The organism is Streptococcus oralis subsp. oralis (assembly GCF_002096435.1).
Taxonomy (GTDB): Bacteria; Bacillota; Bacilli; order Lactobacillales; family Streptococcaceae; genus Streptococcus; species Streptococcus oralis_AA.
The window spans coordinates 194541-216684 of sequence record NZ_NCUI01000025.1 but is presented as its reverse complement, the minus strand read 5'-3'; the positions used below and the strand labels follow the sequence as shown (position 1 = coordinate 216684).

At 41.7% G+C, this 22144-nt stretch carries 37 protein-coding genes; all 37 read right to left on the bottom strand.

Annotated elements, in window-relative coordinates:
• Window positions 1–98: 98 nt before the first annotated feature.
• Window positions 99–791, bottom strand: a complete 693-nt coding sequence (locus B7723_RS07395) for a histidine phosphatase family protein (RefSeq protein WP_070695999.1) — start codon at window positions 789–791, stop codon at window positions 99–101.
• Between the two features lie 236 nt (window positions 792–1027).
• Window positions 1028–2365, bottom strand: a complete 1338-nt coding sequence (locus B7723_RS07390; protein WP_042902992.1) for a PFL family protein — start codon at window positions 2363–2365, stop codon at window positions 1028–1030.
• A 9-nt stretch (window positions 2366–2374) separates the two neighbouring features.
• On the bottom strand, window positions 2375–2641 hold the full coding sequence (locus B7723_RS07385) for an ACT domain-containing protein (RefSeq protein ID WP_065371530.1): 267 nt from the start codon (window positions 2639–2641) through the stop codon (window positions 2375–2377).
• Between the two features lie 263 nt (window positions 2642–2904).
• A complete protein-coding gene (gene rplQ, locus B7723_RS07380) occupies window positions 2905–3291 on the bottom strand; it encodes a 50S ribosomal protein L17 (protein ID WP_000331493.1) in 387 nt (128 codons plus the stop codon).
• Window positions 3292–3302: 11 nt separating this feature from the next.
• Window positions 3303–4238 carry a DNA-directed RNA polymerase subunit alpha gene (locus B7723_RS07375; protein ID WP_007520800.1) on the bottom strand — a complete coding sequence of 312 codons (936 nt, stop codon included), beginning with the start codon at window positions 4236–4238 and terminating at the stop codon, window positions 3303–3305.
• Between the two features lie 42 nt (window positions 4239–4280).
• Entirely contained in the window at window positions 4281–4664 is a 384-nt protein-coding gene (rpsK, locus tag B7723_RS07370) for a 30S ribosomal protein S11 (protein ID WP_001118385.1), read from the bottom strand.
• A 17-nt stretch (window positions 4665–4681) separates the two neighbouring features.
• Window positions 4682–5047, bottom strand: a complete 366-nt coding sequence (rpsM, locus tag B7723_RS07365) for a 30S ribosomal protein S13 (RefSeq protein ID WP_000090781.1) — start codon at window positions 5045–5047, stop codon at window positions 4682–4684.
• A 17-nt stretch (window positions 5048–5064) separates the two neighbouring features.
• Entirely contained in the window at window positions 5065–5181 is a 117-nt protein-coding gene (rpmJ, locus tag B7723_RS07360) for a 50S ribosomal protein L36 (protein ID WP_001808836.1), read from the bottom strand.
• Between the two features lie 24 nt (window positions 5182–5205).
• Window positions 5206–5424, bottom strand: a complete 219-nt coding sequence (gene infA / locus B7723_RS07355; protein ID WP_001029883.1) for a translation initiation factor IF-1 — start codon at window positions 5422–5424, stop codon at window positions 5206–5208.
• A gap of 116 nt (window positions 5425–5540) precedes the next feature.
• On the bottom strand, window positions 5541–6179 hold the full coding sequence (locus B7723_RS07350; RefSeq protein ID WP_084849989.1) for an adenylate kinase: 639 nt from the start codon (window positions 6177–6179) through the stop codon (window positions 5541–5543).
• Between the two features lie 145 nt (window positions 6180–6324).
• Window positions 6325–7635 carry a preprotein translocase subunit SecY gene (secY, locus tag B7723_RS07345; protein WP_000465385.1) on the bottom strand — a complete coding sequence of 437 codons (1311 nt, stop codon included), beginning with the start codon at window positions 7633–7635 and terminating at the stop codon, window positions 6325–6327.
• Between the two features lie 12 nt (window positions 7636–7647).
• Window positions 7648–8088: a 50S ribosomal protein L15 gene (gene rplO / locus B7723_RS07340; protein ID WP_000766089.1), complete on the bottom strand. Its 441-nt coding sequence runs from the start codon at window positions 8086–8088 to the stop codon at window positions 7648–7650.
• A gap of 144 nt (window positions 8089–8232) precedes the next feature.
• Window positions 8233–8415, bottom strand: coding sequence for a 50S ribosomal protein L30 (gene rpmD / locus B7723_RS07335; protein WP_000057241.1), 183 nt, complete (start codon window positions 8413–8415; stop codon window positions 8233–8235).
• Between the two features lie 13 nt (window positions 8416–8428).
• The gene (gene rpsE / locus B7723_RS07330) at window positions 8429–8923 is read right to left on the bottom strand and encodes a 30S ribosomal protein S5 (RefSeq protein WP_000874204.1); all 495 of its coding nucleotides are present in this window, start codon (window positions 8921–8923) and stop codon (window positions 8429–8431) included.
• A 17-nt stretch (window positions 8924–8940) separates the two neighbouring features.
• Complete coding sequence (rplR, locus tag B7723_RS07325; RefSeq protein ID WP_004244055.1) at window positions 8941–9297, bottom strand: 50S ribosomal protein L18; 357 nt, start codon at window positions 9295–9297, stop codon at window positions 8941–8943.
• A gap of 83 nt (window positions 9298–9380) precedes the next feature.
• Window positions 9381–9917, bottom strand: coding sequence for a 50S ribosomal protein L6 (gene rplF / locus B7723_RS07320; RefSeq protein WP_000086623.1), 537 nt, complete (start codon window positions 9915–9917; stop codon window positions 9381–9383).
• A 189-nt stretch (window positions 9918–10106) separates the two neighbouring features.
• Entirely contained in the window at window positions 10107–10505 is a 399-nt protein-coding gene (gene rpsH, locus B7723_RS07315) for a 30S ribosomal protein S8 (protein WP_000245504.1), read from the bottom strand.
• Between the two features lie 213 nt (window positions 10506–10718).
• On the bottom strand, window positions 10719–10904 hold the full coding sequence (locus B7723_RS07310; RefSeq protein WP_001085697.1) for a type Z 30S ribosomal protein S14: 186 nt from the start codon (window positions 10902–10904) through the stop codon (window positions 10719–10721).
• A gap of 17 nt (window positions 10905–10921) precedes the next feature.
• Window positions 10922–11464: a 50S ribosomal protein L5 gene (gene rplE / locus B7723_RS07305; protein WP_000013542.1), complete on the bottom strand. Its 543-nt coding sequence runs from the start codon at window positions 11462–11464 to the stop codon at window positions 10922–10924.
• 23 nt (window positions 11465–11487) lie between these two features.
• Window positions 11488–11793, bottom strand: coding sequence for a 50S ribosomal protein L24 (rplX, locus tag B7723_RS07300; protein WP_000497691.1), 306 nt, complete (start codon window positions 11791–11793; stop codon window positions 11488–11490).
• Between the two features lie 182 nt (window positions 11794–11975).
• A complete protein-coding gene (rplN, locus tag B7723_RS07295; RefSeq protein WP_000616545.1) occupies window positions 11976–12344 on the bottom strand; it encodes a 50S ribosomal protein L14 in 369 nt (122 codons plus the stop codon).
• 25 nt (window positions 12345–12369) lie between these two features.
• Entirely contained in the window at window positions 12370–12630 is a 261-nt protein-coding gene (gene rpsQ / locus B7723_RS07290) for a 30S ribosomal protein S17 (RefSeq protein ID WP_000440801.1), read from the bottom strand.
• Window positions 12631–12654: 24 nt separating this feature from the next.
• Window positions 12655–12861: a 50S ribosomal protein L29 gene (gene rpmC, locus B7723_RS07285; protein WP_000772918.1), complete on the bottom strand. Its 207-nt coding sequence runs from the start codon at window positions 12859–12861 to the stop codon at window positions 12655–12657.
• 9 nt (window positions 12862–12870) lie between these two features.
• Window positions 12871–13284: a 50S ribosomal protein L16 gene (rplP, locus tag B7723_RS07280; protein WP_000960946.1), complete on the bottom strand. Its 414-nt coding sequence runs from the start codon at window positions 13282–13284 to the stop codon at window positions 12871–12873.
• A gap of 3 nt (window positions 13285–13287) precedes the next feature.
• Window positions 13288–13941: a 30S ribosomal protein S3 gene (gene rpsC / locus B7723_RS07275; RefSeq protein ID WP_000529936.1), complete on the bottom strand. Its 654-nt coding sequence runs from the start codon at window positions 13939–13941 to the stop codon at window positions 13288–13290.
• 12 nt (window positions 13942–13953) lie between these two features.
• Complete coding sequence (rplV, locus tag B7723_RS07270) at window positions 13954–14298, bottom strand: 50S ribosomal protein L22 (protein ID WP_000818137.1); 345 nt, start codon at window positions 14296–14298, stop codon at window positions 13954–13956.
• An 11-nt stretch (window positions 14299–14309) separates the two neighbouring features.
• Window positions 14310–14591: a 30S ribosomal protein S19 gene (rpsS, locus tag B7723_RS07265; protein WP_000533766.1), complete on the bottom strand. Its 282-nt coding sequence runs from the start codon at window positions 14589–14591 to the stop codon at window positions 14310–14312.
• Between the two features lie 103 nt (window positions 14592–14694).
• Complete coding sequence (rplB, locus tag B7723_RS07260; protein WP_000512910.1) at window positions 14695–15528, bottom strand: 50S ribosomal protein L2; 834 nt, start codon at window positions 15526–15528, stop codon at window positions 14695–14697.
• Between the two features lie 17 nt (window positions 15529–15545).
• A complete protein-coding gene (locus B7723_RS07255) occupies window positions 15546–15842 on the bottom strand; it encodes a 50S ribosomal protein L23 (protein ID WP_001055347.1) in 297 nt (98 codons plus the stop codon).
• Window positions 15842–16465, bottom strand: coding sequence for a 50S ribosomal protein L4 (gene rplD / locus B7723_RS07250; protein WP_000024537.1), 624 nt, complete (start codon window positions 16463–16465; stop codon window positions 15842–15844). Before rplD ends, B7723_RS07255 begins: the two co-directional genes overlap by 1 nt.
• A 24-nt stretch (window positions 16466–16489) precedes the next feature.
• Window positions 16490–17116 (bottom strand): 50S ribosomal protein L3, encoded by a 627-nt coding sequence (gene rplC, locus B7723_RS07245; protein ID WP_000160197.1) that lies wholly within the window; start codon window positions 17114–17116, stop codon window positions 16490–16492.
• A gap of 216 nt (window positions 17117–17332) precedes the next feature.
• Window positions 17333–17641: a 30S ribosomal protein S10 gene (gene rpsJ / locus B7723_RS07240; RefSeq protein WP_001284513.1), complete on the bottom strand. Its 309-nt coding sequence runs from the start codon at window positions 17639–17641 to the stop codon at window positions 17333–17335.
• 265 nt (window positions 17642–17906) lie between these two features.
• Window positions 17907–18533, bottom strand: a complete 627-nt coding sequence (locus tag B7723_RS07235; RefSeq protein WP_084849990.1) for a uridine kinase family protein — start codon at window positions 18531–18533, stop codon at window positions 17907–17909.
• Window positions 18530–19126, bottom strand: coding sequence for an anaerobic ribonucleoside-triphosphate reductase activating protein (nrdG, locus tag B7723_RS07230; RefSeq protein ID WP_084849991.1), 597 nt, complete (start codon window positions 19124–19126; stop codon window positions 18530–18532). Before nrdG ends, B7723_RS07235 begins: the two co-directional genes overlap by 4 nt.
• Window positions 19127–19130: 4 nt before the next feature.
• Window positions 19131–19631 (bottom strand): GNAT family N-acetyltransferase, encoded by a 501-nt coding sequence (locus B7723_RS07225; protein WP_084849992.1) that lies wholly within the window; start codon window positions 19629–19631, stop codon window positions 19131–19133.
• A gap of 37 nt (window positions 19632–19668) precedes the next feature.
• Complete coding sequence (locus B7723_RS10545) at window positions 19669–19815, bottom strand: hypothetical protein (protein ID WP_084849993.1); 147 nt, start codon at window positions 19813–19815, stop codon at window positions 19669–19671.
• Between the two features lie 11 nt (window positions 19816–19826).
• On the bottom strand, window positions 19827–22034 hold the full coding sequence (nrdD, locus tag B7723_RS07215; RefSeq protein ID WP_000636181.1) for an anaerobic ribonucleoside-triphosphate reductase: 2208 nt from the start codon (window positions 22032–22034) through the stop codon (window positions 19827–19829).
• Window positions 22035–22144 lie beyond the last annotated feature (110 nt).

Sequence of the window (22144 nt, the reverse complement as noted above, 5' to 3'; positions counted from 1 at the left end):
CCTATCAAAAACAGCCAAAAGGATATCCCTCGGCTGTTTTTTTCTTATGTTTATATGGTTACCAAATCTCTAGTTTATGGCAAGCAGTTCTATTTTGACTAAATAGAGGGCTCTTCCATCTTCTTACGTCCGAGCTCTCGATAGCTACGGTCACCAACAACTTCTACGCTAAACTGACCGTCCTCATATTCAAGAATCGTCACGCTACCATTATCCAGACCATGCGGATGCATGCCATTGATCAGATAAACAATGGTACCAATCGTCATTCCATGGCTCACAACGAGGGCATTACCCCCACCTTGTTCTTCCATTTCTTTAGCAATCGCTTCAAAGCCTTCCTTGATTCGACCACTGAGTTTTTCCCAACCTTCAGCCCAGCCTGCAGTATCAACCTCTACCAAACCTTCTGCTAGTTCTGCATAGGACAACTGATGAACATGGTCTACATTGAAAATTCTCGGAATCAATCCCATAAAGAGGTCCCCATCATAGGCCCCATCAAAACTACCAAAGCACCACTCTCTGATGCGCTTGTCCATGCGGTAAGGGATTTTCCCCTGTAGTCCAAGTTCTTCTAGGATAATTCCCATGGTTTGAATAGTGCGACCTGAATCACTGGAATAAGCGCGGTCAAACTGCAAGCCAGACTCTCTCAAGCCAATTCCCAGTTCATGGATTCCCAACTCACCTTCTGCAGTCAGAGGTGTATCACTCCATCCTTGAGCACGTCCAATTGTGTTAAACATCGTTTTCCCATGACGGACCAAGTACAATCTTACTTTAGACATTTTCTATCCTCCATTTTCTTCTATTATATCATGGATCAAAGAAATATTTGGCTTTCAAAAGCAAAGCCAACATTTGTAAATTACCCAAAAGAAAAGCTACCCTCATGGTAGCTTCCCTAGGAGATTATTATGAAAAAGTTTAGGATTTCTATTAAATAAAGTTAGGAGGTCTTTATTTAATGATTATAGTATACACAGTCATCCTTAAACTCAACTTAAATCCTCTCGCTTTTTTATTAATTTTTAAAACTATGGATTGGAGCTGGGATTTGCCCACCGCGAGAGATGAAATCAACAGACGAAGCCCCGTTGACCTTCATTACTGGAGCTGTCCCTAGCAAGCCACCAAACTCAATCATATCGCCTTCCTTGCCCTTTGGAATAATACGGACAGCCGTTGTTTTCATGTTAATAACACCGATTGCCGCCTCATCTGCAATCATAGCCGCAATGGTTTCAGCAGGCGTATCTTCTGGAATGGCAATCATATCCAGTCCAACTGAACAGATAGCCGTCATGGCTTCTAGTTTCTCTAAATTCAGAGAACCATCTTGCACCGCAGCAATCATCCCCTCATCTTCAGAAACGGGGATAAAAGCACCTGACAAGCCACCGACTTGGTTACAAGCCATCACTCCGCCCTTCTTAACTTGGTCATTCAAAAGAGCGAGGGCAGCCGTCGTCCCATGCGTACCAACTGTTTCTAGGCCCATTTCCTCAAGGACACGTGCCACAGAATCACCAACTGCAGGAGTTGGCGCCAAGCTTAGATCGACAATTCCAAAGTCAACACCAAGGCGTTCACTCGCCATTTGTCCAACCAGCTGACCGATACGAGTAATCTTGAAGGCCGTTTTCTTGACTGTTTCCGCTACTACATCAAAGCTCTGTCCACGAACCTTTTCCAAGGCACGCTTGACCACACCAGGACCCGAAACCCCGACATTGATGATAACATCTGCTTCGCCAACACCATGAAAGGCCCCTGCCATAAAAGGATTGTCCTCAACAGCATTAGCAAATACGACCAACTTGGCCGCACCCATATCTGATAAGTTCGCTGTTTCCTTGATGATACGTCCCATATCTGCAACTGCAGTCATGTTGATGCCTGACTTAGTTGAGCCAATGTTAACAGACGAACAAACCTTGTCGGTCTCAGCTAGAGCGCGTGGGATAGAATTGACGAGAATCTCATCTCCTTTTTGGTAGCCTTTTTGTACCAAGGCAGAGAATCCACCAATAAAGTCAACACCAATCTCCTTGGCAGCCTTATCAAGAGCCTTTGCCAAAACAACATAGTCTGTCGCATCAGTCGCAGCACCAATTAAAGAAATCGGAGTCACCGATACCCGTTTATTAACAATAGGAATCCCAAGTTCTGCAGCAATTTCATCTCCTACAGCCACTAGATTTGCAGCTTTAGTGGTAATTTTTTGGTAAATCTTTTCAGCAGCATGATTGATATCTGGATCAATACAGTCCAAAAGGGAAATCCCCATGGTGATGGTTCTGATATCGAAGTTCTGCTCCTCGATCATGGCAATGGTTTCTGTAACTTGTCTAATATCCATAGCCACCTCCTAGATATTATACATAGCGTCAAAAATCGCCGCACTTTGAATATTGATTTTGACATTCAAGGTCTGACCGAAAGTTTCAAACTCATTTCGTAGATAAGTGAAATCCTGTTTTTCGTCACTAGAAACGACCGCCATCATAGTAAAGTATTCATCCAACACCGTCTGAGAAATATCGTCAATATTCAAACCCAAGTCTGCAATCTTAGTAGACACGCCTGCAACGATCCCAGCCTTGTCCTTACCAACCACTGTAATAATAGCCTTCATCCTTATACCCCATTTCTACGATTTTTAGAAAACCTGAACGTTTTTGATTTTCTTTTTTCCTAGTATAGCATATTTCCATAGAAAATACTAAAAAACGCCTGCTTACGAAGTTGTTCTTAAGAAAAAAACAATTTCGTAAACAAGCGTCTACCCTATCAATTGATGATGAGTGTTCCCGCTAGGACCGAAGTCCCAGCGGTAGACCAGAGCTAGACTAAGAGCACAAGACTCCATCATCATAACACTCAACAAAATTGATGATTTTATACTAATTCGATGATCGCCATTGGCGCAGCATCACCACGACGTGGTTCAGTTTTAAGGATACGAGTGTATCCACCGTTACGTTCAGCATAACGAGGTGCGATTTCTGAGAACAATTTTTGAAGTGCTGTAGTAGAAGTGTACTTATCAGTTGCTTCATCATAGTTTTCAGATGCGATTTCATTACGTACGAAAGCAGCTGCTTGACGACGTGCATGCAAATCACCACGTTTACCTAGAGTAATCATTTTTTCAACAGTTTTACGGATTTCTTTAGCACGAGCTTCAGTTGTCACGATTGATTCGTTGATCAAAAGGTCAGTTGTCAAATCGCGAAGCATTGCTTTACGTTGTGAGCTAGTGCGTCCTAGTTTACGGTAAGCCATGTATTCCTCCTTTATTTATCTTTTAATCCAAGACCCAAATCAATGAGTTTGAGTTTCACTTCTTCCAAACTCTTGCGTCCAAGATTTCGTACTTTCATCATCTCTGCTTCAGATTTTTCTGTCAAATCATGCACAGTATTGATACCGGCACGTTTCAAACAGTTGTATGAACGCACAGACAAGTCCAGTTCCTCAATCGTACGATCCAAAATACGATCGTCAGATTCAGTATCAGCTTCTTTCATCACTTCAGTTGACTTAGCAATCTCAGTAAGATTTGTAAACAAATCAAGATGTTCTGTCAAGATACGTGCTGAAAGCCCTAAAGCATCTTCTGGAATAATTGTTCCATTAGTCAAGATTTCAAGGGTTAATTTGTCAAATCCATCATTGCTACCTACACGAGCAGGCTCTACTTGATAGTTGACTTTTGTAACTGGTGTATAAATAGAATCTACAGCAAGTGTTCCAACTGGTGCATTATCTTTTTTGTTTTCATCAGCAGGTACATATCCACGACCACTGTTAACAGTCATTGTCGCTTTTAGAGAAGAACCTTCACCGATTGTAAAGAGATAATGATCTGGATTTACAATCTCAACATCACTGTCAGTCAAAATGTCTCCAGCTGTAATTTCAGCAGGACCTTCAACGTCAAGTTCAATGATTTTTTCGTCTTCAACGTATGATTTCACTGCAATCCCTTTAATGTTCAGAATGATTTGCATCACGTCTTCACGAACACCTGGAACTGTGTCGAACTCATGCAAGACACCTTCAATGTTGATAGATGTCACTGCTGCTCCTGGTAGAGAAGCTAGTAGTACACGACGAAGAGAGTTACCAAGAGTTGTACCGTAGCCACGTTCAAGTGGTTCGATTACAAACTTGCCATAATCTTTATTTTCATCAATTTTTGTTATATTTGGTTTTTCAAACTCAATCATTTAGTTACTCCCTCTTAAACGAAAAGCAGTGTAATGCGATGATTATACACGGCGACGTTTTGGAGGACGAGCACCATTGTGTGGCACTGGAGTCACATCACGAATTGCTGTTACTTCAAGACCAGCGGCAGCAAGCGCACGAATAGCTGACTCACGACCAGAACCTGGACCTTTTACAGTAACTTCAACTGATTTAAGACCGTGTTCTTGTGCAGATTTAGCAGCAGCTTCAGAAGCCATTTGAGCAGCGAATGGTGTAGATTTACGAGAACCTTTGAAACCAAGAGCACCAGCTGATGACCAAGCAATTGCATTACCATGCACATCAGTAATCATAACAATAGTGTTATTAAATGTAGCGTGAATATGAGCAATACCAGATTCGATATTCTTTTTCACACGACGTTTACGTGTTGGTTTAGCCAAGACTTTTACCTCCTATATTATTTTTTCTTACCAGCAATCGCAACAGCTTTACCTTTACGAGTGCGAGCGTTGTTTTTAGTGTTTTGTCCACGGACAGGAAGTCCACGACGGTGACGAATACCACGGTAAGAACCGATTTCCATCAAACGTTTGATGTTCAAGTTTACTTCACGACGAAGGTCACCTTCAACTTTGATTGCATCCACTTCACGACGGATAGCATCCTCTTGATCTGATGTAAGGTCACGTACACGAACATCTTCTGAGATTCCAGCAGCAGCCAAAATTTTCTTAGATGTTGCAAGTCCGATACCATAAACGTAAGTCAATGAGATTACTACGCGTTTGTCATTTGGAATGTCAACTCCAGCAATACGAGCCATTTTTTCTCCTTTCTATCTTATCCTTGACGTTGTTTGTGTTTTGGATTTGCTGGGCAAATTACCATAACACGACCATTACGACGAATTACTTTACAGTATTCGCAAATTGGTTTGACCGATGGTCTTACTTTCATTTCTTATCCCTCCAAGTTTTTCGATTATTTAAAGCGGTAAGTGATACGTCCACGTGTCAAGTCATATGGACTCATCTCGACAGTAACACGATCTCCCGCTAAAATACGAATATAGTTTTTACGAATTTTACCAGAAACTGTTGCTAAAATCTGATGTCCATTTTCAAGTTCAACCGTAAACATTGCGTTAGGCATTGTATCGACTACTTTGCCTTCAACTTCAATCACATCGTCTTTTGCCACGCAAAAGCACCTCCATAAATTTCGATTCGATGCCTCTGAAAACAGAGACAACAATTATAAGTCAGACTATCTCAGTATAACATTTGTAGCGATTTTTTGCAAGTGTGAAAAACGCTTTATTTCAAATTTGTCAATACTTTTTCGATGTCTTTGAACACATCATTGATATCTTGATTTCCTTCGATATCGTGGACCAATCCTTTGGCACGGTAGTGAGCAATGATTGGTTCACCTTGGGCGATATTCACATCCAAACGACGCTTCACTGTCTCAGGTTTATCATCTTCACGTTGGTAATAATCTTCCTCTTTATAGTCAACTGGTGGGTTGAAAACTTTGTGGAAGGTTTCACCTGTTTCGCGGTGGATGATACGACCACACAAACGTTCCAAGAGACAATCTGGGTTCACTTCGATATTGATCACGCCTTCTAGTTCGATACCAAGTTCCGCCAATGTTTTGTCCAAGGCATGAGCTTGTTCAATCGTACGTGGGTAACCATCCAACAAGAAACCTGTTTCTTTGATGTCGTCCTGAGAAAGGCGTTCTTTAACAATTCCATTTGTAACTTCATCCGGAACCAACTCACCTTTGTCAATATATGACTTGGCAAGTACACCCATTTCAGTTTGATTAGCCATAGCAGCACGGAACATATCTCCAGTTGAAATGTGTGCCACGTGGAATTGCTCCACAATTTTAGCTGCTTGCGTTCCCTTACCTGCTCCAGGTAAGCCCATAATCAAAAGATTCATGATAGGATCTCCTTATTTTGTATTTAAATAGAAGCAGAAATTCGTTTCAACCCCTATTTAAAAACAAAATAGAAGAGGGGAGACGAAAATCTCTCTGATAGATAGACCTTCATACTCCACTCTCTAAGCAAAAGTAATCTTGCTTTTATTCTGTTTTGTCCATGAAACCAACATACTTACGTTTCAATAGGTAACCTTCTAGCTGTTTGATTCCTTCGATACCAGTTGAGATAATGATCAAAAGACTAGTTCCCCCAAAAGCAACAGCTTCTGAAAGACCAAAGACATCTTTTGCCACAATCGGCAAGATTGAAATCACACCAAGGAAGATTGATCCGACAGTCGCAAGGCGACGAAGAAGTTTCGACATGAATTCTTCAGTACCCTTACCAGGACGGACACCATGAATGTAGGCTCCACTCTTTTGCAAGTTTTCTGCTGCTTTCTCTGGATTGATCTGTACAAATGTATAGAAGAATGTAAAGAGAATGATCAACAAGGCATACATGGCAACACCTGTTGGAGATGTTGTAGATAACATTTCCTGTGCTGTACGTACCCAAGCCCAATCATGACCTGTAGCACTCAAAAATTGAAGAATGGCTGCAGGTGCTGCTGTGATGGAACTTGCAAAGATAACTGGGATAACCCCCGCTGGGTTTACCTTCAAAGGAAGGTATGAGCTTGATGGGGCTCCTTGAGCAACTTTTGTATATTGGATTGGAATTTTATATTCTGCCTGTTGAACAAAGGTTGTAAAGTATACAATCAACAAGACAGCGATAATCAAAATAACGACAAAGATAATAGATGAAGTCAAACGGCTACTTGGAATATTGACGAAGTAGTCAACATAGATTCCTTTAATCATCTCAGGGATTGAAGCGACAATACCTGCAAAGATGATCATAGAAACACCGTTTCCGTATCCCTTATCTGTAATTTGTTCCCCGAGCCAAGTTACAATCATACTACCTGCTGTGAGGATAATACCGATAGTAACAAAGACTTGTGGTGTTAAAGCTGTCGTTAATAATTTTGCTCCAGAAAGAGTGTTAAATCCTGCTGTAATCCCGATAGATTGAACAAATGCAAGCACAAGTGCAATATAACGAGTAGCTTGGTTTAGTTTTCTCCGTCCTACTTCCCCTTGTTTGCCCCATTCTACAAACTTCGGTAAAATATCCATTTGTAGCAATTGAACAACGATTGAAGCAGTGATATACGGACTTACTCCGAGTGCAAAAACGGAGAAGTTCTTCATGGCATTCCCTGAAACAAGACTAAGCATGTTCAAGAAAGATAAACCACTGAGAGCTTCTAAACTTTTCGCATTCACACCTGGAACTGTAATACTTGTCCCAATACGGAAAACAAGAATGATAAAAATTGTAAAGAGAATTTTTGATCGAACTTGTTTAACCTTGAGCGCTTCTTTTAGTAATTTAAAAAACATGGGTCACCTCTCTTAGATGACTTCTACAGAACCACCTTTAGCAGTGATAGCTTCCTCAGCTGATTTAGAGAATTTAGCTGCTTTCACAGTCAATTTCTTAGTCAACTCACCGTTACCAAGAATTTTAACTCCTGATTTTTCAGCTTTCACAATTCCTGCTTCGATAAGTACAACTGGAGTTACTTCTGCACCGTCTTCAAAGACGTTCAATTGGTCAAGGTTTACAATTGCGTATTCTTTAGCGTTGATGTTAGTGAATCCACGTTTTGGAAGACGACGGAACAATGGAGTTTGTCCACCTTCAAAACCAAGGCGAACTCCGCCACCGCTACGAGCTTTTTGACCTTTTTGACCGCGACCAGATGTTTTACCGTTACCTGATGAAGTACCACGACCAACACGGTTACGTACTTTACGAGAACCTTCTGCAGGTTTCAATTCATGAAGTTTCATTATTATTTTCTCCTCTTTTGTAAAATGCTAGCGCCGATAAGAGAGAAAAGGTTGTCTCCCTTATCAACTCGCCTATACATGGTCATCTAAGATGACTATACCTAGTTTTAGGGGATGAGTATTGCCACATCCCCTAAAAATTCATTAGTTTACTTCTTCAACTGTTACCAAGTGAGATACTGCAGTGATCATACCACGGATAGCAGCGTTGTCTTCTTTGATAACAGAGCTGTTCAATTTGCCAAGTCCAAGTGCTACAACAGTTTTACGTTGTGATGGAATGCGTCCGATTGGAGACTTAGTCAAAGTAATTTTAATTTGAGCCATTTTATCCCCTTTCTTATGCCAAATCAGAAACTGAAATACCACGAAGGGCAGCAACTTCTTCAGCGCGTTTCAATTGTTTCAAACCTTCAACAGTTGCGCGAACAATGTTGATTGGAGTGTTAGAACCAAGTGATTTAGATGTAATATCTGCCACACCTGCCAATTCCACAACGGCACGAACTGCACCACCAGCGGCAACTCCAGAACCTTCTACAGCAGGTTTCAACAATACTTTAGCTCCACCGAATTCTGAAAGAACTTCGTGTGGGATTGTTGTTCCAACCATAGGAACCTCAATCAAGTTTTTCTTAGCATCTTCTACTGCTTTGCGGATTGCTTCTGGAACTTCTTGAGCTTTACCAGTACCAAATCCTACGCGACCGTTGTGGTCACCAACAACAACAAGAGCTGCGAAACGAAGACGACGTCCACCTTTAACAACTTTTGTAACACGGTTGACAGCAACTACGCGTTCTTCTAATTCAACTGCATTGTCTTTAAATGCCATTTTCTAGTGTCCTCCTATTAGAATTTCAATCCGTTTTCACGAGCTGCATCAGCCAAAGCTTTCACACGTCCGTGATATAGATATCCACCGCGGTCGAACACCACTTCTGAAATACCTTTAGCGTTTGCACGTTCTGCAACGAGTTTACCGACAGTAACGGCTTGTTCAGTTTTAGTTCCTTTTGAAACTTCTTTGTCAAGAGTTGAAGCACTTGCGAGCGTTACACCCGCTACGTCATCAATCACTTGAGCGTAGATGCCTGTATTAGAACGGAATACGTTCAAACGTGGGCGATCAGCAGTTCCAGAGAGTTTTCCGCGAACGCGACGGTGGCGTTTTTGGCGGAGTTTGTTTTTATCTGGTTTAGAAATCACAGTTTTCACCTCTTTAGTTTTAAATCATGTGCTATGCACTAAGTTGGAAAATAGGTCGGTGGTTGAAAATCAACCACTCAACATTATTTACCTGTTTTACCTTCTTTACGGCGAACGAATTCACCAACGTAACGGATACCTTTACCTTTATATGGTTCTGGTGAACGAAGGCTACGTACGTAAGCAGCTGTTTGACCAACTACTTCTTTTGAAATTCCGCTAACAACGATTGTTGTTGGGTTTGGAAGTTCAAAAGTAATTCCTTCTGGAGCTTCAACTTCGTCTGGATGAGATTTACCAACAGCCAAAACAAGTTTTTTACCTTGAAGTTGTGCACGGTAACCAACCCCACGCATTTCAAGTTCTTTCTTGAATCCTTCTGATACACCAATTACCATGTTGTTCAAAAGGGCACGAGTGGTTCCGTGGATTGTTTTCATTTCTTTTGAATCGTTTGGACGGTGAAGAGTTACTTCAGTACCTTCCACACGAATTTCAATATCTTTTGAGAACTCACGAGTAAGTTCTCCTTTAGGTCCTTTTACAGTTACAACGTTGTCATTGTTAGTGATTTCAACACCAGCAGGCAACACGATAACTTTATTACCAATACGTGACATGTTTATTTTCTCCTGTTAAATTGTCAGGCCATAACGGCCAGTTTTCACGGGGGGGGAAATCGATTTCTCGATTTATAGGAACATTTAGGTTTCAATTTCAAAGTGAATCTAGGCATCGTCTCGTAGGCATAACTTTGGGTTAGGCAAGAGACGATAACGAGGAGTCACAAAGAAATTGGGAGCTAAATATTACCAAACGTAAGCGATAACTTCTCCACCAACGTTCTTTTGGCGAGCTTCTTTATCAGTAAGCAAACCTTCAGAAGTTGAAAGGATAGCAATTCCAAGTCCGTTAAGAACTTTTGGAAGATCTTCACGTTTTTTGTAGACACGAAGTCCTGGTTTAGAAACACGTTTCAAGTTAGTGATAACTTTTTCACCGTTTGGTCCGTATTTAAGGAATACACGGATGATGCCTTGTTTGTCATCTTCGATGATTTCTACGTTCTTAACAAAACCTTCGCGTTTAAGGATTTCAGCAATCCCTTTTTTGATGTTTGATGCAGGTACTTCAAGTACTTCGTGTTTCGCTTGGTTAGCGTTACGAATACGAGTTAGGAAGTCTGCGATTGGGTCAGTCATAACCATTTTGTTTTTCTCCTCTTACTAGTAGTTTGCAAGTTGCACTTGCTAGTTAATGATTGAGCTGGGCTCAGATAGTATTGACACATTCAAATGAGAGAACTCTTATTTGAACACGAGCTACAACCTGTGCAAAAAAGATAAATTTGTTTTGGAGCATCGCTCCTTCACCAAATTTCCTATTTTTGCTGTGGTTGTTACGCTCTTTGTATCATGATATTACCAAGATGCTTTTGTTACACCAGGAATTTGTCCTTTGTAAGCTAATTCACGGAAGCAAACACGGCAAAGTTTAAATTTGCGGTAAACTGAATGTGGACGACCACATTTTTCACAACGAGTATAAGCTTGAGTAGAGAACTTCGCTGGACGTTTGTTCTTAGCAATCATTGATTTTTTAGCCATTAGATTTACCTCCTATATTATTTTGCAAAAGGCATTCCAAGGCCTGTAAGCAATGCACGTGACTCTTCGTCAGTGTTAGCAGTTGTTACGATAACGATGTCAAGACCACGAGTTTTGTCAACGTCATCAAAGTTAATTTCTGGGAAGATCAATTGTTCTTTCACACCAAGAGTGTAGTTTCCGCGTCCATCAAATGATTTTGTTGGAACACCGTGGAAGTCACGCACACGTGGAAGTGAAACTGAAACCAATTTGTCCAAGAATTCGTACATACGTTCACCACGAAGGGTAACTTTTGCACCGATCGCTACACCTTCACGAAGACGGAAGCCGGCGATTGATTTTTTAGCTTTAGTGATAAGTGGTTTTTGACCTGAGATAAGTGCCAATTCTTCAGCAGCTTTTTCAAGACTTTTAGCGTTTGATACAGCTTCACCAACACCCATGTTCAAAACGATCTTATCTACTTTAGGCACAGCCATCACTGATGAGTAGTTGAATTGTTCTGTCAAAGCAGGAACTACTTCATTAAGATATTTTTCTTTTAAACGATTTGCCATTATACTTCTCCTTTCCTTCGTGATTAATCAAGCACTTCGCCTGATTTTTTGTTGTAGCGAACTTTTTTACCGTCTACAAATTTGTAACCAACACGACCAGCTACACCATTTTTGTCCAATACTTGAACGTTTGATACGTGGATAGCTGCTTCTTTCTCGATGATACCACCTTGAGGAAGTTCGTTAGTTGGACGTTGGTGTTTCTTAACGATGTTGACACCTTCAACGATAACTTTGTTTACTTTTGGAAGGGCAGTAAGGACAACAGCTTCTGTTCCCTTATCTTTACCAGCGATTACGCGAACTTTGTCGCCTTTTTTTACAAACATTAGGTTTCTCCTTGATTTTTCTTACGCCCATAAGGGCACCCTAGCATTAAGCTAGGGGACTAGTTTGTTTGTTTTTGCTCTGCGAAAATCAAAGCAATCCTTCGTCAGTTTCAACTCACCTAACTTAAGTTATGCTTTCGTCTTACTTCCTAGACTTGTTTTAATTTTCTTTGAGCAACCAATTAAAGTACTTCTGGAGCAAGTGACACGATCTTCATGAAGCCACCTTCACGCAATTCACGTGCAACTGGGCCAAAGATACGTGTTCCGCGAGGAGTTTTGTCTTCACGGATGATAACTGCTGCGTTTTCGTCAAATTTGATGTATGAACCATCAGCACGACGAGCACCTGATTTAGTACGAACGATAACAGCTTTTACAACGTCACCTTTTTTAACCGCACCACCAGGAGTAGCTTGTTTTACAGATGCCACGATAACATCACCGATGTTTGCAAATTTACGTCCTGAACCACCAAGAACTTTGATAGTCAAGATTTCGCGCGCACCGCTGTTGTCTGCGACTTTCAAACGAGTTTCTGTTTGAATCATTTCAGTTTTCTCCTTTCAGGTTTGATTAGATGATGACCGCTTCTTCAACAACTTCTACAAGACGGAAACGTTTTGTAGCTGAAAGCGGACGAGTTTCCATGATACGTACGATATCGCCTTCTTTGGCAACATTGTTTTCATCATGTGCTTTGTATTTCTTAGAGTAGTTAATACGTTTACCATAGACTGGGTGGTTACGTTTTGTTTCAACTACAACTGTGATTGTCTTGTCCATTTTGTCAGATACAACACGTCCAACAAGAACTTTACGATTATTGCGTTCCATTGAAATTTCTCCTTCCCTAGTCTATTATTTCGCTTCAGATTGAACTGTTTTGATACGAGCGATTTGTTTTTTAACTTCTTTCAAGCGAGCTGTTTGTTCCAATTGACCAGTAGCAGCTTGGAAACGAAGTTCAAACAATTCTTTTTTCAATTCGTTTTCGCGCTTCGCGAGTTCTTCTTGAGAAAGACCACGAAGTTCTTTAACAAATTCTTTTACTTCATTAAGTTTCATGCCTTCTCCTTATTCTGCTTCACGTTTTACGAATTTACATTTAACTGGCAATTTGTGGCTTGCAAGACGAAGCGCTTCGCGAGCGATTTCTTCAGATACACCAGCGATTTCGAACATCACTTTACCACGTTTAACTGGTGCAACCCAACCTTCAGGTGCCCCTTTACCAGATCCCATACGCACACCGATAGCTTTAGCAGTGTATGATTTGTGTGGGAAGATTTTAATCCAAACTTTACCGCCACGTTTCATGTAACGAGTCATGGCGATACGAGCAGCTTCGATTTGGCGGTTAGTGATCCAGTGGCTAGTTGTAGCTTGAAGACCGTATTCACCGAATGCTACTTCTTTTCCACCTTTTGCTTCACCGCGCATTTTTCCACGGAATTCACGACGGTGTTTAACACGTTTAGGTACTAACATTGGTTATTTACCTCCTTTAGTGTTTTTACGAGCTGGAAGAACTTCACCACGGTAGATCCATACTTTAACACCAAGTTTACCGTATGTAGTATCTGCTTCTTCCCAAGCGTAATCGATATCTGCACGAAGTGTGTGAAGTGGAACAGTTCCTTCAGAGTATCCTTCAGCACGGGCGATATCTGCACCGTTCAAACGACCTGATACTTGAGTTTTGATTCCTTTAGCTCCAGCACGCATTGCACGTTGGATTGCTTGTTTTTGTGCACGACGGAAAGCGACACGTTGCTCCAATTGACGAGCAATTCCTTCACCTACAAGGTGAGCATCCAAATCAGGTTGTTTGATTTCGATGATGTTGATGTGTACTTGTTTTCCAGTCAATTTGTTAAGTTTTGCACGGAGTGCATCAACGTTAGCACCACCTTTACCGATAACCATACCTGGTTTAGCAGTGTGAAGTGAAACGTTAACTTTGTTTACTGCGCGTTCAATTTCGATAGTTGAAACTGCTGCGTCAGCAAGTTCTTTTTGAACGAATTTACGGATTGCAAGATCTTCATGAAGGTAATCCGCGTATTCTTTTTCAGCATACCATTTGGCATCCCAATCACGGATGATGCCGACACGCATACCAATTGGATGTACTTTTTGACCCACGATGTTACCTCCTTATTTTTCTGCAACAGCTACAGTGATGTGAGCTGTACGTTTGTTGATTGGTGAAGCTGAACCTTTCGCACGTGGACGGAAACGTTTCATAGTTGGTCCTTCGTTTGCGAATGCTTCAGATACTACCAAGTTAGCTTTGTCCAAACCAAAGTTGTTTTCAGCGTTAGCTACAGCTGAATTCAAAACTTTCAAGATGATTTCAGCAGCTTTGTTTGGTGTGAATGTCAAGATTGCAATAGCATCGGCTACGCTTTTACCACGGATGTTGTCAAGAACAAGACGTGATTTACGAGGTGAAACACGTACTGTACGAGCCATTGCTTTAGCTGAAGTAATTTCTGCCATTTATGTTCTCCTTATTTTCTACGTGTTTTCTTGTCGTCTGCAGCGTGACCTTTGTAAGTACGAGTTGGTGCAAATTCACCAAGTTTGTGACCTACCATGTCTTCTTGGATGTAAACAGGTACGTGTTTACGTCCGTCATAAACTGCAATAGTGTAACCAATGAAACTTGGGAAGATCGTTGAACGACGTGACCAAGTTTTGATAACTTTTTTCTTTTCGTCGTTAGCTTGAGCTTCAACTTTTTTCATCAAATGCTCATCGACGAAAGGTCCTTTTTTAAGACTGCGTCCCATTTTTATTTTTTCTCCTTTAAATGTTGTACCACAGCGGCTTGCGCTCACATAGAGCGCTACCGAGCTGGCGGATTTCCTAGTTGCTTAGGCGACTAGTTTACTATTATTTCTCGTTGCGACGACGAACGATAAGTTTGTCAGATTTCGCTTTCTTGTTACGAGTTTTAAGACCAAGAGCAGGTTTGCCCCATGGAGTAGATGGCGCTTTACGACCAACTGGTGCTTTACCTTCACCACCACCGTGTGGGTGATCGTTAGGGTTCATTACAGAACCACGAACTGTTGGGCGGATACCTTTCCAACGGCTACGTCCTGCTTTACCAAGGTTCACAAGTCCATGTTGTTCGTTTCCGACAACACCAACTGTAGCACGACAAGTTCCAAGGATCATACGTACTTCGCCAGATTGAAGACGAACAAGAACGTATTTACCTTCTTGACCCAATACTTGAGCAGAAGCTCCAGCTGCACGTACCAATTCTCCACCACGACCTGGTTTTAACTCGATGTTGTGGATCAAAGTACCAACTGGAATGTTAGCAAGTGGAAGAGCGTTTCCGACTTTGATATCTGCTTCAGGACCTGAAACGATACGTTGACCAACTTCAAGACCTTTTGGAGCGATGATGTATGCTTTCACACCGTCAGTGTAGTGTACAAGAGCGATGTTTGCAGAACGGTTTGGATCGTACTCGATAGTTTTAACAACTGCTTCAACGTTGTCTTTGTTACGTTTGAAGTCAACCAAACGGTAGAAACGTTTGTGTCCACCACCTTGGTGACGAACAGTGATACGACCGTTGTTGTTACGACCAGCCTTGCTCTTCAAAGCAACAAGCAATGATTTTTCAGGAGTGCTTGTTGTGATTTCAGCGAAATCCAAAGAAGTCATATTACGGCGACCGTTTGTTGTTGGTTTATAAACACGAATTCCCACGATATTTCCTCCTTAGACTATTCAGCTTCAGCAGCGAACAACTCGATTGCTTTTGAATCAGCTGTAAGTGTGATGATAGCTTTTTTAGTTTTGTTAGTAAAACCAGTGTAACGTCCAACACGTTTTGCTTTTGGTTTTACGTTGATTGTGTTAACATTTGCAACTTTAACACCTTCGAAAGCAGCTTCAACAGCTTGCTTAATCAAAAGTTTGTGTGCACGAGTGTCAACTTCAAATACATATTTTCCTGCTTCAAGTTGAGCCATTGAGCTTTCAGTGATGACAGGTTTTTTGATAACATCATACAAATTCATTATGCAAGAACCTCCTCGATTTTAGAGATAGCTGCTTGTGTGACAAGAAGTTTGTCGCTATTTGCGATGTCAAGAACACTTGCAGTTGTAGCAGTTGCAACTTTCACGTTTGGAAGGTTACGAGCTGAAAGAGCTGCGAATTCATTTCCTTCTTCAAGGATAACAAGAACTTTAGAATCGATGCTCAATGCTGCAAGAACTTTTGCAAATTCAGCAGTTTTTGGAGCTGTAAATGAAAGAGCGTCTACAGCTACGAATTTGTTTTCAGCAACTTTTTCAGAGTAAACTGATTTAAGAGCTAGGCGACGAACTTTTTGTGGAAGTTTGTAGCCGTATGAACGTGGAGTTGGTCCGAAGACAACACCACCACCACGCCATTGTGGTGAGCGGATAGAACCTTGACGAGCACGTCCAGTTCCTTTTTGACGCCATGGTTTGCGTCCACCACCTGATACTGCAGAGCGGTTTTTAACAGCGTGTGTTCCTTGACGAAGGCTTGCGCGTTGGCTGATGATCACATCAAACACAACTGATTCATTTGGTTCGATACCAAATACTGCATCGTTAAGAACAACTTGGCCAGCTTCTTTACCAGTTTGGTCAAATAATGTTACGTTTGCCATTGTGACTGATTTCCCCTTTCTTTATTATTTACCAGCTTTAACTGCTGATTTGATAGTGATAAGAGATTTCTTAGCACCTGGTACGTTACCTTTGATAAGGATAACGTTCTTTTCTGGAACAACTTGTACAACTTCAAGGTTTTGAATTGTTACGCGGTCGCCACCCATACGTCCTGCAAGGTTTTTACCTTTGAATACGCGGTTAGGTGCAACAGGTCCCATAGAACCTGGACGACGGTGGTAACGGGAACCGTGAGCCATTGGTCCACGTGATTGTCCGTGGCGTTTGATAACACCTTGGAAACCTTTACCTTTAGAAGTACCAGTTACGTCAACAACGTCTCCAGCTGCGAATGTTTCAACTGTGATTTCAGCACCAACTTCCAAGCCTTCAACGTTTTTGAATTCACGAATGAAGCGCTTAGGAGCCGTGTTAGCTTTCGCTACATGTCCTTTAGCAGGTTTGTTGCTCAATACTTCGCGTTTGTCATCGAAACCAACTTGGATAGCGTTGTATCCGTCTGTTTCAACAGTTTTAACTTGAAGAACAACGTTTGGAGTTGCTTCAATAACTGTTACAGGGATCAATTCGCCAGCTTCAGTGAAGATTTGAGTCATTCCCACTTTTTTCCCTAAGATTCCTTTTGTCATGAGAAAATAGTTCCTTTTCTATATTTTTTATTCAAAAAGTTTTTAACGAGCGTTTTTTATGCTCAAGTCTAAGATACAAAGGGCGTCAAACTCAAAGTGAAAATAGGAAACTGACGCAGTGTCTAACAGACACTAGGAAGTTTATCTTTTTCACACCGAGTTTAGCCCGTGTTCAATTAAATTGAAACACCAGCCTCTGCTCTTTTATATTTTAGATTAAAGTTTGATTTCTACGTTTACACCACTTGGAAGATCCAATTTCATCAAAGCATCAACTGTTTTTTGAGTTGGGTTAACGATATCGATCAAACGTTTGTGTGTACGCATTTCAAATTGTTCGCGAGAGTCTTTGTATTTGTGAGTCGCACGAATGATTGTGTAGAGGCTACGCTCAGTTGGAAGTGGGATTGGACCCGCAACTTGTGCACCTGTACGAGTAGCTGATTCTACGATTTTTGCAGCCGCTGTGTCAAGCGTACGGTGTTCGTAAGCTTTCAAACGGATACGGATTTTTTTGTTTGCCATCTTTTTCTCCTTTTCGTCTATTTAAGATAATAGGCTAGCTCCACAAGAAAACCGACGCGCGTTGCGTGGCAATGCAACCGAGCGTGTCGCAACCTCTTGCATCAAAGCTAAGGCTGTAATTTACAGCACCATAATAGAATAACACAAAGCCCCTGCGATTGCAAGGGATTTGTGAGCTTTTTTTCGTTTTTTTAAGATGAAACTGTTTTCTCTTTTTATCTTTCCAAAATTACGGATTTATATCTATAAAAAACCGGCTTTTCTTCTATATAATGTGAGTCATTTTGACCTTGAATGTATCTTCTGATTGATCTACTAAAATGTCCGCTTTAGACTCGGTTTCTCTATAGTATCGCAGATACTGCTCCCGTCTCATCTGATGGCTAGCCAATACAAAAGATGCATCACGATTTCTCATAGTCGTATCTCGAGCTAAGCGCCTCTTTAATTCGGTCTCCTCATCCGTGTAGAAACAGATGGTTTTGTCAAAGAGTTCCTTGGGTAGAAAGCCCACAGACATCCCTTCGACAATCAGAATCGGTTTTGCTCCAGACAAGATTTCACTAGCCTTCCACGGTTCATCGATTGTTAAGACATCCATACCTGCCTGCAAGGCGAGAATATCTCTCTGCAAACTTGCCAGTTCATGCGCCACTGGAAGACAAGCTGTCACCTTTTGATCTGGTGCTTGCTTTGGTACTACCAGGTGACGTTCTGAGGTGATATAGGGATCTGTTTCTAGCAAATTTACTGTAGTAGGATCTAGGACTTGATATAATTCCTGAGCGAAGGTTGACTTGCCTGAAGCCCCATGACCGTAGATCCCTAGTGTCCTAATTCTTCCCGTTTCAATCTCTGAAACCAGTTGTTCTATCAGGTCTTTTTTCTTCATTCTCTCTTCACCTGTTCATAACTTTCTTTTCCGTCATTAAGCTTGTCCCAAATCACCACTTGCCTACTTTTGAGGGATTTTTGCACATCGATAATTCGTTGATTAGAGGAACCTCGAAACTGGAGCATGAGATTACGCTTGCTTTTATCATACCGTCCATCGACAAGGATGTCAACCAGCGACAAGAGTTCCAGTTTATCTGGAGTTTCCAGCATCATTTCTTCCCACGTGTAGCCCGTCCAGGACCAGATGTCTTTGTCTGGCAATTCCTTTCGAATGCGCTTAACGAGAGGTAAGAGGATTCCCGTATTAAGAAAGGGTTCTCCTCCTAGCAAGGTCAAACCTTGAACATAGGGTTGGGCAAGGTCTTCCATGATTTGTTCTTCTAATTCTGCCGTATAGGGAATGCCTGCGTTGAAAGACCAAGTCGCAACATTATAGCACCCCTCGCAGTGAAACATGCAACCTGATACATAGAGAGAGTTGCGCACACCTTCTCCATCGACAAAGTTAAAGGCCTTATAATCAATGATCCGCCCTTTACTAAGTTCCTCACTTTTCCATTCACCTGGTTTTGGTGTATTCCATGTCATCCTTTTACTCCAAATCTATCCAGTAACGTTCTACACCATTGCGAACATCCTCAAACACCCCACCATTAGCTAAGATAACAGCTCGGCTTGCTGGATTTTCTGTGCTACAAGTCACTAAAGCTCGTTTAATATTCTTTCCCTTAGCAACTTGTAGACCTTGTCGGAGGGATTCTTTCGCATAACCCTTACCTCTTTCAGAGGGGCGAACGGAATAGCCGATATGGCCACCATTTTCTAGTAAGTAGTCATTTAATCGGAGACGAAGGTTGAGAAAGCCAAGAGCCTGGCCTGCTACGTCAAAACTAACCAGCTGGATAGCAGGAACCCAGTTTTCAGGAATATTGAGTCCCGCTTCCGCTTGAAGATTTTCTTCTAGCCACTCTTCATAAACAAAATTGTTGGCGTTCCAAAACCCACCATCGTGGGCTGATTGAGTCTGTTCAAACTCTGCCATCATCTCTAAAACTGTTTCTTTATCTGCCAATGTTGGTCTGCGTAGTATCATTTTCACCTCCAATTAAGAGAAAAGTGAGAGCAGACTCTCACTTTTCTTTTTTCTTGTTCTTGTTTAAAAACTGTTCTCTGAGGCTGAGCAAGCGTTCTTTTTTACCTGTTCCGCCTTTCGAGTGTTTCTCGTGATAACGGGTCACTTGTGCGCGTCCCTTATCGTCTAATTGGTATTTCCCCATTCCATTTCCTTCTAATTTGTTACTTCATGTCCGGCTGTTTTAATAGTTGAACCGTTCATGTGTTTGACACGCGCAGCGATTTCCTTGTGGCGTCCATTAACCATCGGACGCGCTTGAGGATTTCCCAGATAACCACACGTACGTTTGACCACGTCTACTGTTTTAGGGTCGCTATTGCCACAGTTTGGACAAGCAAATCCTCGCTCAGTTGGTTCAAAATCCCCTTCAAAGTCACACTTGTAGCAACGATCAATAGGAGTATTGGTCCCTAGATAGCCGACACGGTCATAGGCATAGTCCCAAACAGCTTCCAAGGCTTTAGGATTTTGTTGAAGAACTGGATACTCACAATAATGGATAAAACCACCTGACGCACCTACTTCTGGATAAACTTTCTCAAAGTCTAATTTTTCAAACGGCGTTGGATTTTTCCGGACATCGTAGTGGAACGAGTTGGTGTAGTATTCCTTATCCGTGATGTCAGGAATAGAACCAAACTTCTCTGTGTCTAAGCGACAGAAGCGATCTGTCAGACTTTCAGACGGTGTGGAGTAGATCGAGAAATGGTAACCATATTGGTCAGACCACTCTTCCACACGACGTTTCATATCGCGAATAATATCCAATGTGAATTCCTTGGCTTCAGGATTGCTTTCCCAGCTATTTCCAAAGAAGACTGTAGCCACTTCGTACAAACCGATGTAGCCCAGCGAAACTGTCGCACGGCGATTCTTAAAGAGTTGGTCAACACTTTCTTCTTTTCCGAGACGGCGACCGAAGGCTCCATACTGATAAAGGATAGGGGCATTTGCTGGTGTTGCTTCCTTGGTTCGTTCGACACGATAAACCAGAGCATCCTCCGCAATGTTCATTCTCTCGTTGAAGATTTCCCAAAACTTATTCAGATCTCCTTCAGACTCGAGGGCGATACGAGGCAGATTAACCGTCACAACACCTAGATTCATACGACCTGAATTGACCTCAACACCATTTTCATCTTTCCAGCCTTGGAGGAAGGAGCGACAACCCATAGGAACCTTGAAAGAACCAGTCAGTTCGATAATCTTATCATAGGACAAGACATCTGGGTACATCCGCTTGGTTGCACACTCAAGAGCCAACTGTTTGATGTCGTAGTTAGGTGAACCTTCCTCTAAGTTGAGTCCTCTTTTCAGCGTAAAGATGAGTTTAGGAAAGATGGCTGTGCGGTGTTCTGAACCAAGCCCCTTGATTCGGATGGTCAAGATAGCTTTTTGAATTTCCCGCTCAAAACGACTAGTTCCTAGACCAAAACCTAGTGAAGTAAAAGGTGTTTGTCCATTTGAAGTGAAGAGGGTATTGATTTCATACTCAAGAGATTGCATGGCATCGTAGATGTCCTTTTGGGTTTTCTTCCAAGCATAATCTTCCCGTTTCTCGGGCAAGACCCACTCTTCCGCATCCTTGAGGTGCTTTTGGTAATTCTTCTCCGCATACGGAGCCAAGACTTCATCGATACGGTCAGCTGAGCAACCCCCGTACTGGCTAGAAGCAACGTTAGCGATGATTTGAGAAATTTGAGCTGTCGCAGTCTGGATAGACTTGGGACTCTCTACCTCTGCATTCCCAATCTTAAAACCATTTTCTAGCATGCCTTTAAAATCAATCAAACAGCAGTTGGTCATAGGAGTGTAGGGACTGTAGTCCAAGTCATGATAGTGGATATCCCCTTTTTGGTGAGCATTAGCTACGTGCTTAGGAAGCATTTGCAGCCCAATCGACTTCCCAACAATCCCTGCTGTCAAATCACGCTGGGTGTTGAAGACATCGCTGTCTTTATTGGCATTTTCATTGACAACTGCTTGATCTTTATTGAGAAGTTTATGGATACTAAAGTTGATATCTGTCGCTTTTGAGCGCTCAAAATCCCTTTGTGTCCGATAAGTGATATACTCCTCAGCTAGTGCATACTCTTTGGCTTCAAGGAGTTCGTGCTCTACGACATTTTGAATTTCATAAATCTTGACACCTTGAGGGAAGCGGCTGTGAATTTCAGTCACGATTCTTTCAACTAGACCATTTAGGCGTTTTTCTACTAGAGGCGTAACGTCCATAACCTTTTCCGCCGCCTTGTGGAGAGCCTTGTCAATCTTGTCTACATCAAACACCACTCGTCTACCATCTCGTTTTTCAACGAACAAGGTGGGAACGGTTGCAAGCTTTTCTTCTAATACAATCATATCCATGCTCTTTTCTAAAATGTTGTTCTATGAAGTATTATACCACTCTTAAAATAAAAATCAATATCTTGTGTTAAAAATCCTAAAAATTTTAAAATTCCACAAGATAT

What these genes read in the sequence shown, in the direction of transcription:
- B7723_RS07395 (WP_070695999.1), bottom strand. Translation starts at nt 791, where the DNA reads ATGTCTAAAGTAAGATTGTACTTGGTCCGTCATGGGAAAACGATGTTT.
- B7723_RS07390 (WP_042902992.1), bottom strand. Translation starts at nt 2,365, where the DNA reads ATGGATATTAGACAAGTTACAGAAACCATTGCCATGATCGAGGAGCAG.
- B7723_RS07385 (WP_065371530.1), bottom strand. Translation starts at nt 2,641, where the DNA reads ATGAAGGCTATTATTACAGTGGTTGGTAAGGACAAGGCTGGGATCGTT.
- rplQ (WP_000331493.1), bottom strand. Translation starts at nt 3,291, where the DNA reads ATGGCTTACCGTAAACTAGGACGCACTAGCTCACAACGTAAAGCAATG.
- B7723_RS07375 (WP_007520800.1), bottom strand. Translation starts at nt 4,238, where the DNA reads ATGATTGAGTTTGAAAAACCAAATATAACAAAAATTGATGAAAATAAA.
- rpsM (WP_000090781.1), bottom strand. Translation starts at nt 5,047, where the DNA reads ATGGCTCGTATTGCTGGAGTTGACATTCCAAATGACAAACGCGTAGTA.
- rpmJ (WP_001808836.1), bottom strand. Translation starts at nt 5,181, where the DNA reads ATGAAAGTAAGACCATCGGTCAAACCAATTTGCGAATACTGTAAAGTA.
- B7723_RS07350 (WP_084849989.1), bottom strand. Translation starts at nt 6,179, where the DNA reads ATGAATCTTTTGATTATGGGCTTACCTGGAGCAGGTAAGGGAACGCAA.
- secY (WP_000465385.1), bottom strand. Translation starts at nt 7,635, where the DNA reads ATGTTTTTTAAATTACTAAAAGAAGCGCTCAAGGTTAAACAAGTTCGA.
- rplO (WP_000766089.1), bottom strand. Translation starts at nt 8,088, where the DNA reads ATGAAACTTCATGAATTGAAACCTGCAGAAGGTTCTCGTAAAGTACGT.
- rpmD (WP_000057241.1), bottom strand. Translation starts at nt 8,415, where the DNA reads ATGGCTCAAATTAAAATTACTTTGACTAAGTCTCCAATCGGACGCATT.
- rpsE (WP_000874204.1), bottom strand. Translation starts at nt 8,923, where the DNA reads ATGGCATTTAAAGACAATGCAGTTGAATTAGAAGAACGCGTAGTTGCT.
- rplF (WP_000086623.1), bottom strand. Translation starts at nt 9,917, where the DNA reads ATGTCACGTATTGGTAATAAAGTTATCGTGTTGCCTGCTGGTGTTGAA.
- rpsH (WP_000245504.1), bottom strand. Translation starts at nt 10,505, where the DNA reads ATGGTTATGACTGACCCAATCGCAGACTTCCTAACTCGTATTCGTAAC.
- B7723_RS07310 (WP_001085697.1), bottom strand. Translation starts at nt 10,904, where the DNA reads ATGGCTAAAAAATCAATGATTGCTAAGAACAAACGTCCAGCGAAGTTC.
- rplE (WP_000013542.1), bottom strand. Translation starts at nt 11,464, where the DNA reads ATGGCAAATCGTTTAAAAGAAAAATATCTTAATGAAGTAGTTCCTGCT.
- rplX (WP_000497691.1), bottom strand. Translation starts at nt 11,793, where the DNA reads ATGTTTGTAAAAAAAGGCGACAAAGTTCGCGTAATCGCTGGTAAAGAT.
- rplN (WP_000616545.1), bottom strand. Translation starts at nt 12,344, where the DNA reads ATGATTCAAACAGAAACTCGTTTGAAAGTCGCAGACAACAGCGGTGCG.
- rpsQ (WP_000440801.1), bottom strand. Translation starts at nt 12,630, where the DNA reads ATGGAACGCAATAATCGTAAAGTTCTTGTTGGACGTGTTGTATCTGAC.
- rpmC (WP_000772918.1), bottom strand. Translation starts at nt 12,861, where the DNA reads ATGAAACTTAATGAAGTAAAAGAATTTGTTAAAGAACTTCGTGGTCTT.
- rplP (WP_000960946.1), bottom strand. Translation starts at nt 13,284, where the DNA reads ATGTTAGTACCTAAACGTGTTAAACACCGTCGTGAATTCCGTGGAAAA.
- rplV (WP_000818137.1), bottom strand. Translation starts at nt 14,298, where the DNA reads ATGGCAGAAATTACTTCAGCTAAAGCAATGGCTCGTACAGTACGTGTT.
- rpsS (WP_000533766.1), bottom strand. Translation starts at nt 14,591, where the DNA reads ATGGGACGCAGTCTTAAAAAAGGACCTTTCGTCGATGAGCATTTGATG.
- B7723_RS07255 (WP_001055347.1), bottom strand. Translation starts at nt 15,842, where the DNA reads ATGAATTTGTATGATGTTATCAAAAAACCTGTCATCACTGAAAGCTCA.
- rplD (WP_000024537.1), bottom strand. Translation starts at nt 16,465, where the DNA reads ATGGCAAACGTAACATTATTTGACCAAACTGGTAAAGAAGCTGGCCAA.
- rplC (WP_000160197.1), bottom strand. Translation starts at nt 17,116, where the DNA reads ATGACAAAAGGAATCTTAGGGAAAAAAGTGGGAATGACTCAAATCTTC.
- rpsJ (WP_001284513.1), bottom strand. Translation starts at nt 17,641, where the DNA reads ATGGCAAACAAAAAAATCCGTATCCGTTTGAAAGCTTACGAACACCGT.
- B7723_RS07235 (WP_084849990.1), bottom strand. Translation starts at nt 18,533, where the DNA reads ATGAAGAAAAAAGACCTGATAGAACAACTGGTTTCAGAGATTGAAACG.
- nrdG (WP_084849991.1), bottom strand. Translation starts at nt 19,126, where the DNA reads ATGACATGGAATACACCAAAACCAGGTGAATGGAAAAGTGAGGAACTT.
- B7723_RS07225 (WP_084849992.1), bottom strand. Translation starts at nt 19,631, where the DNA reads ATGATACTACGCAGACCAACATTGGCAGATAAAGAAACAGTTTTAGAG.
- B7723_RS10545 (WP_084849993.1), bottom strand. Translation starts at nt 19,815, where the DNA reads ATGGGGAAATACCAATTAGACGATAAGGGACGCGCACAAGTGACCCGT.
- nrdD (WP_000636181.1), bottom strand. Translation starts at nt 22,034, where the DNA reads ATGATTGTATTAGAAGAAAAGCTTGCAACCGTTCCCACCTTGTTCGTT.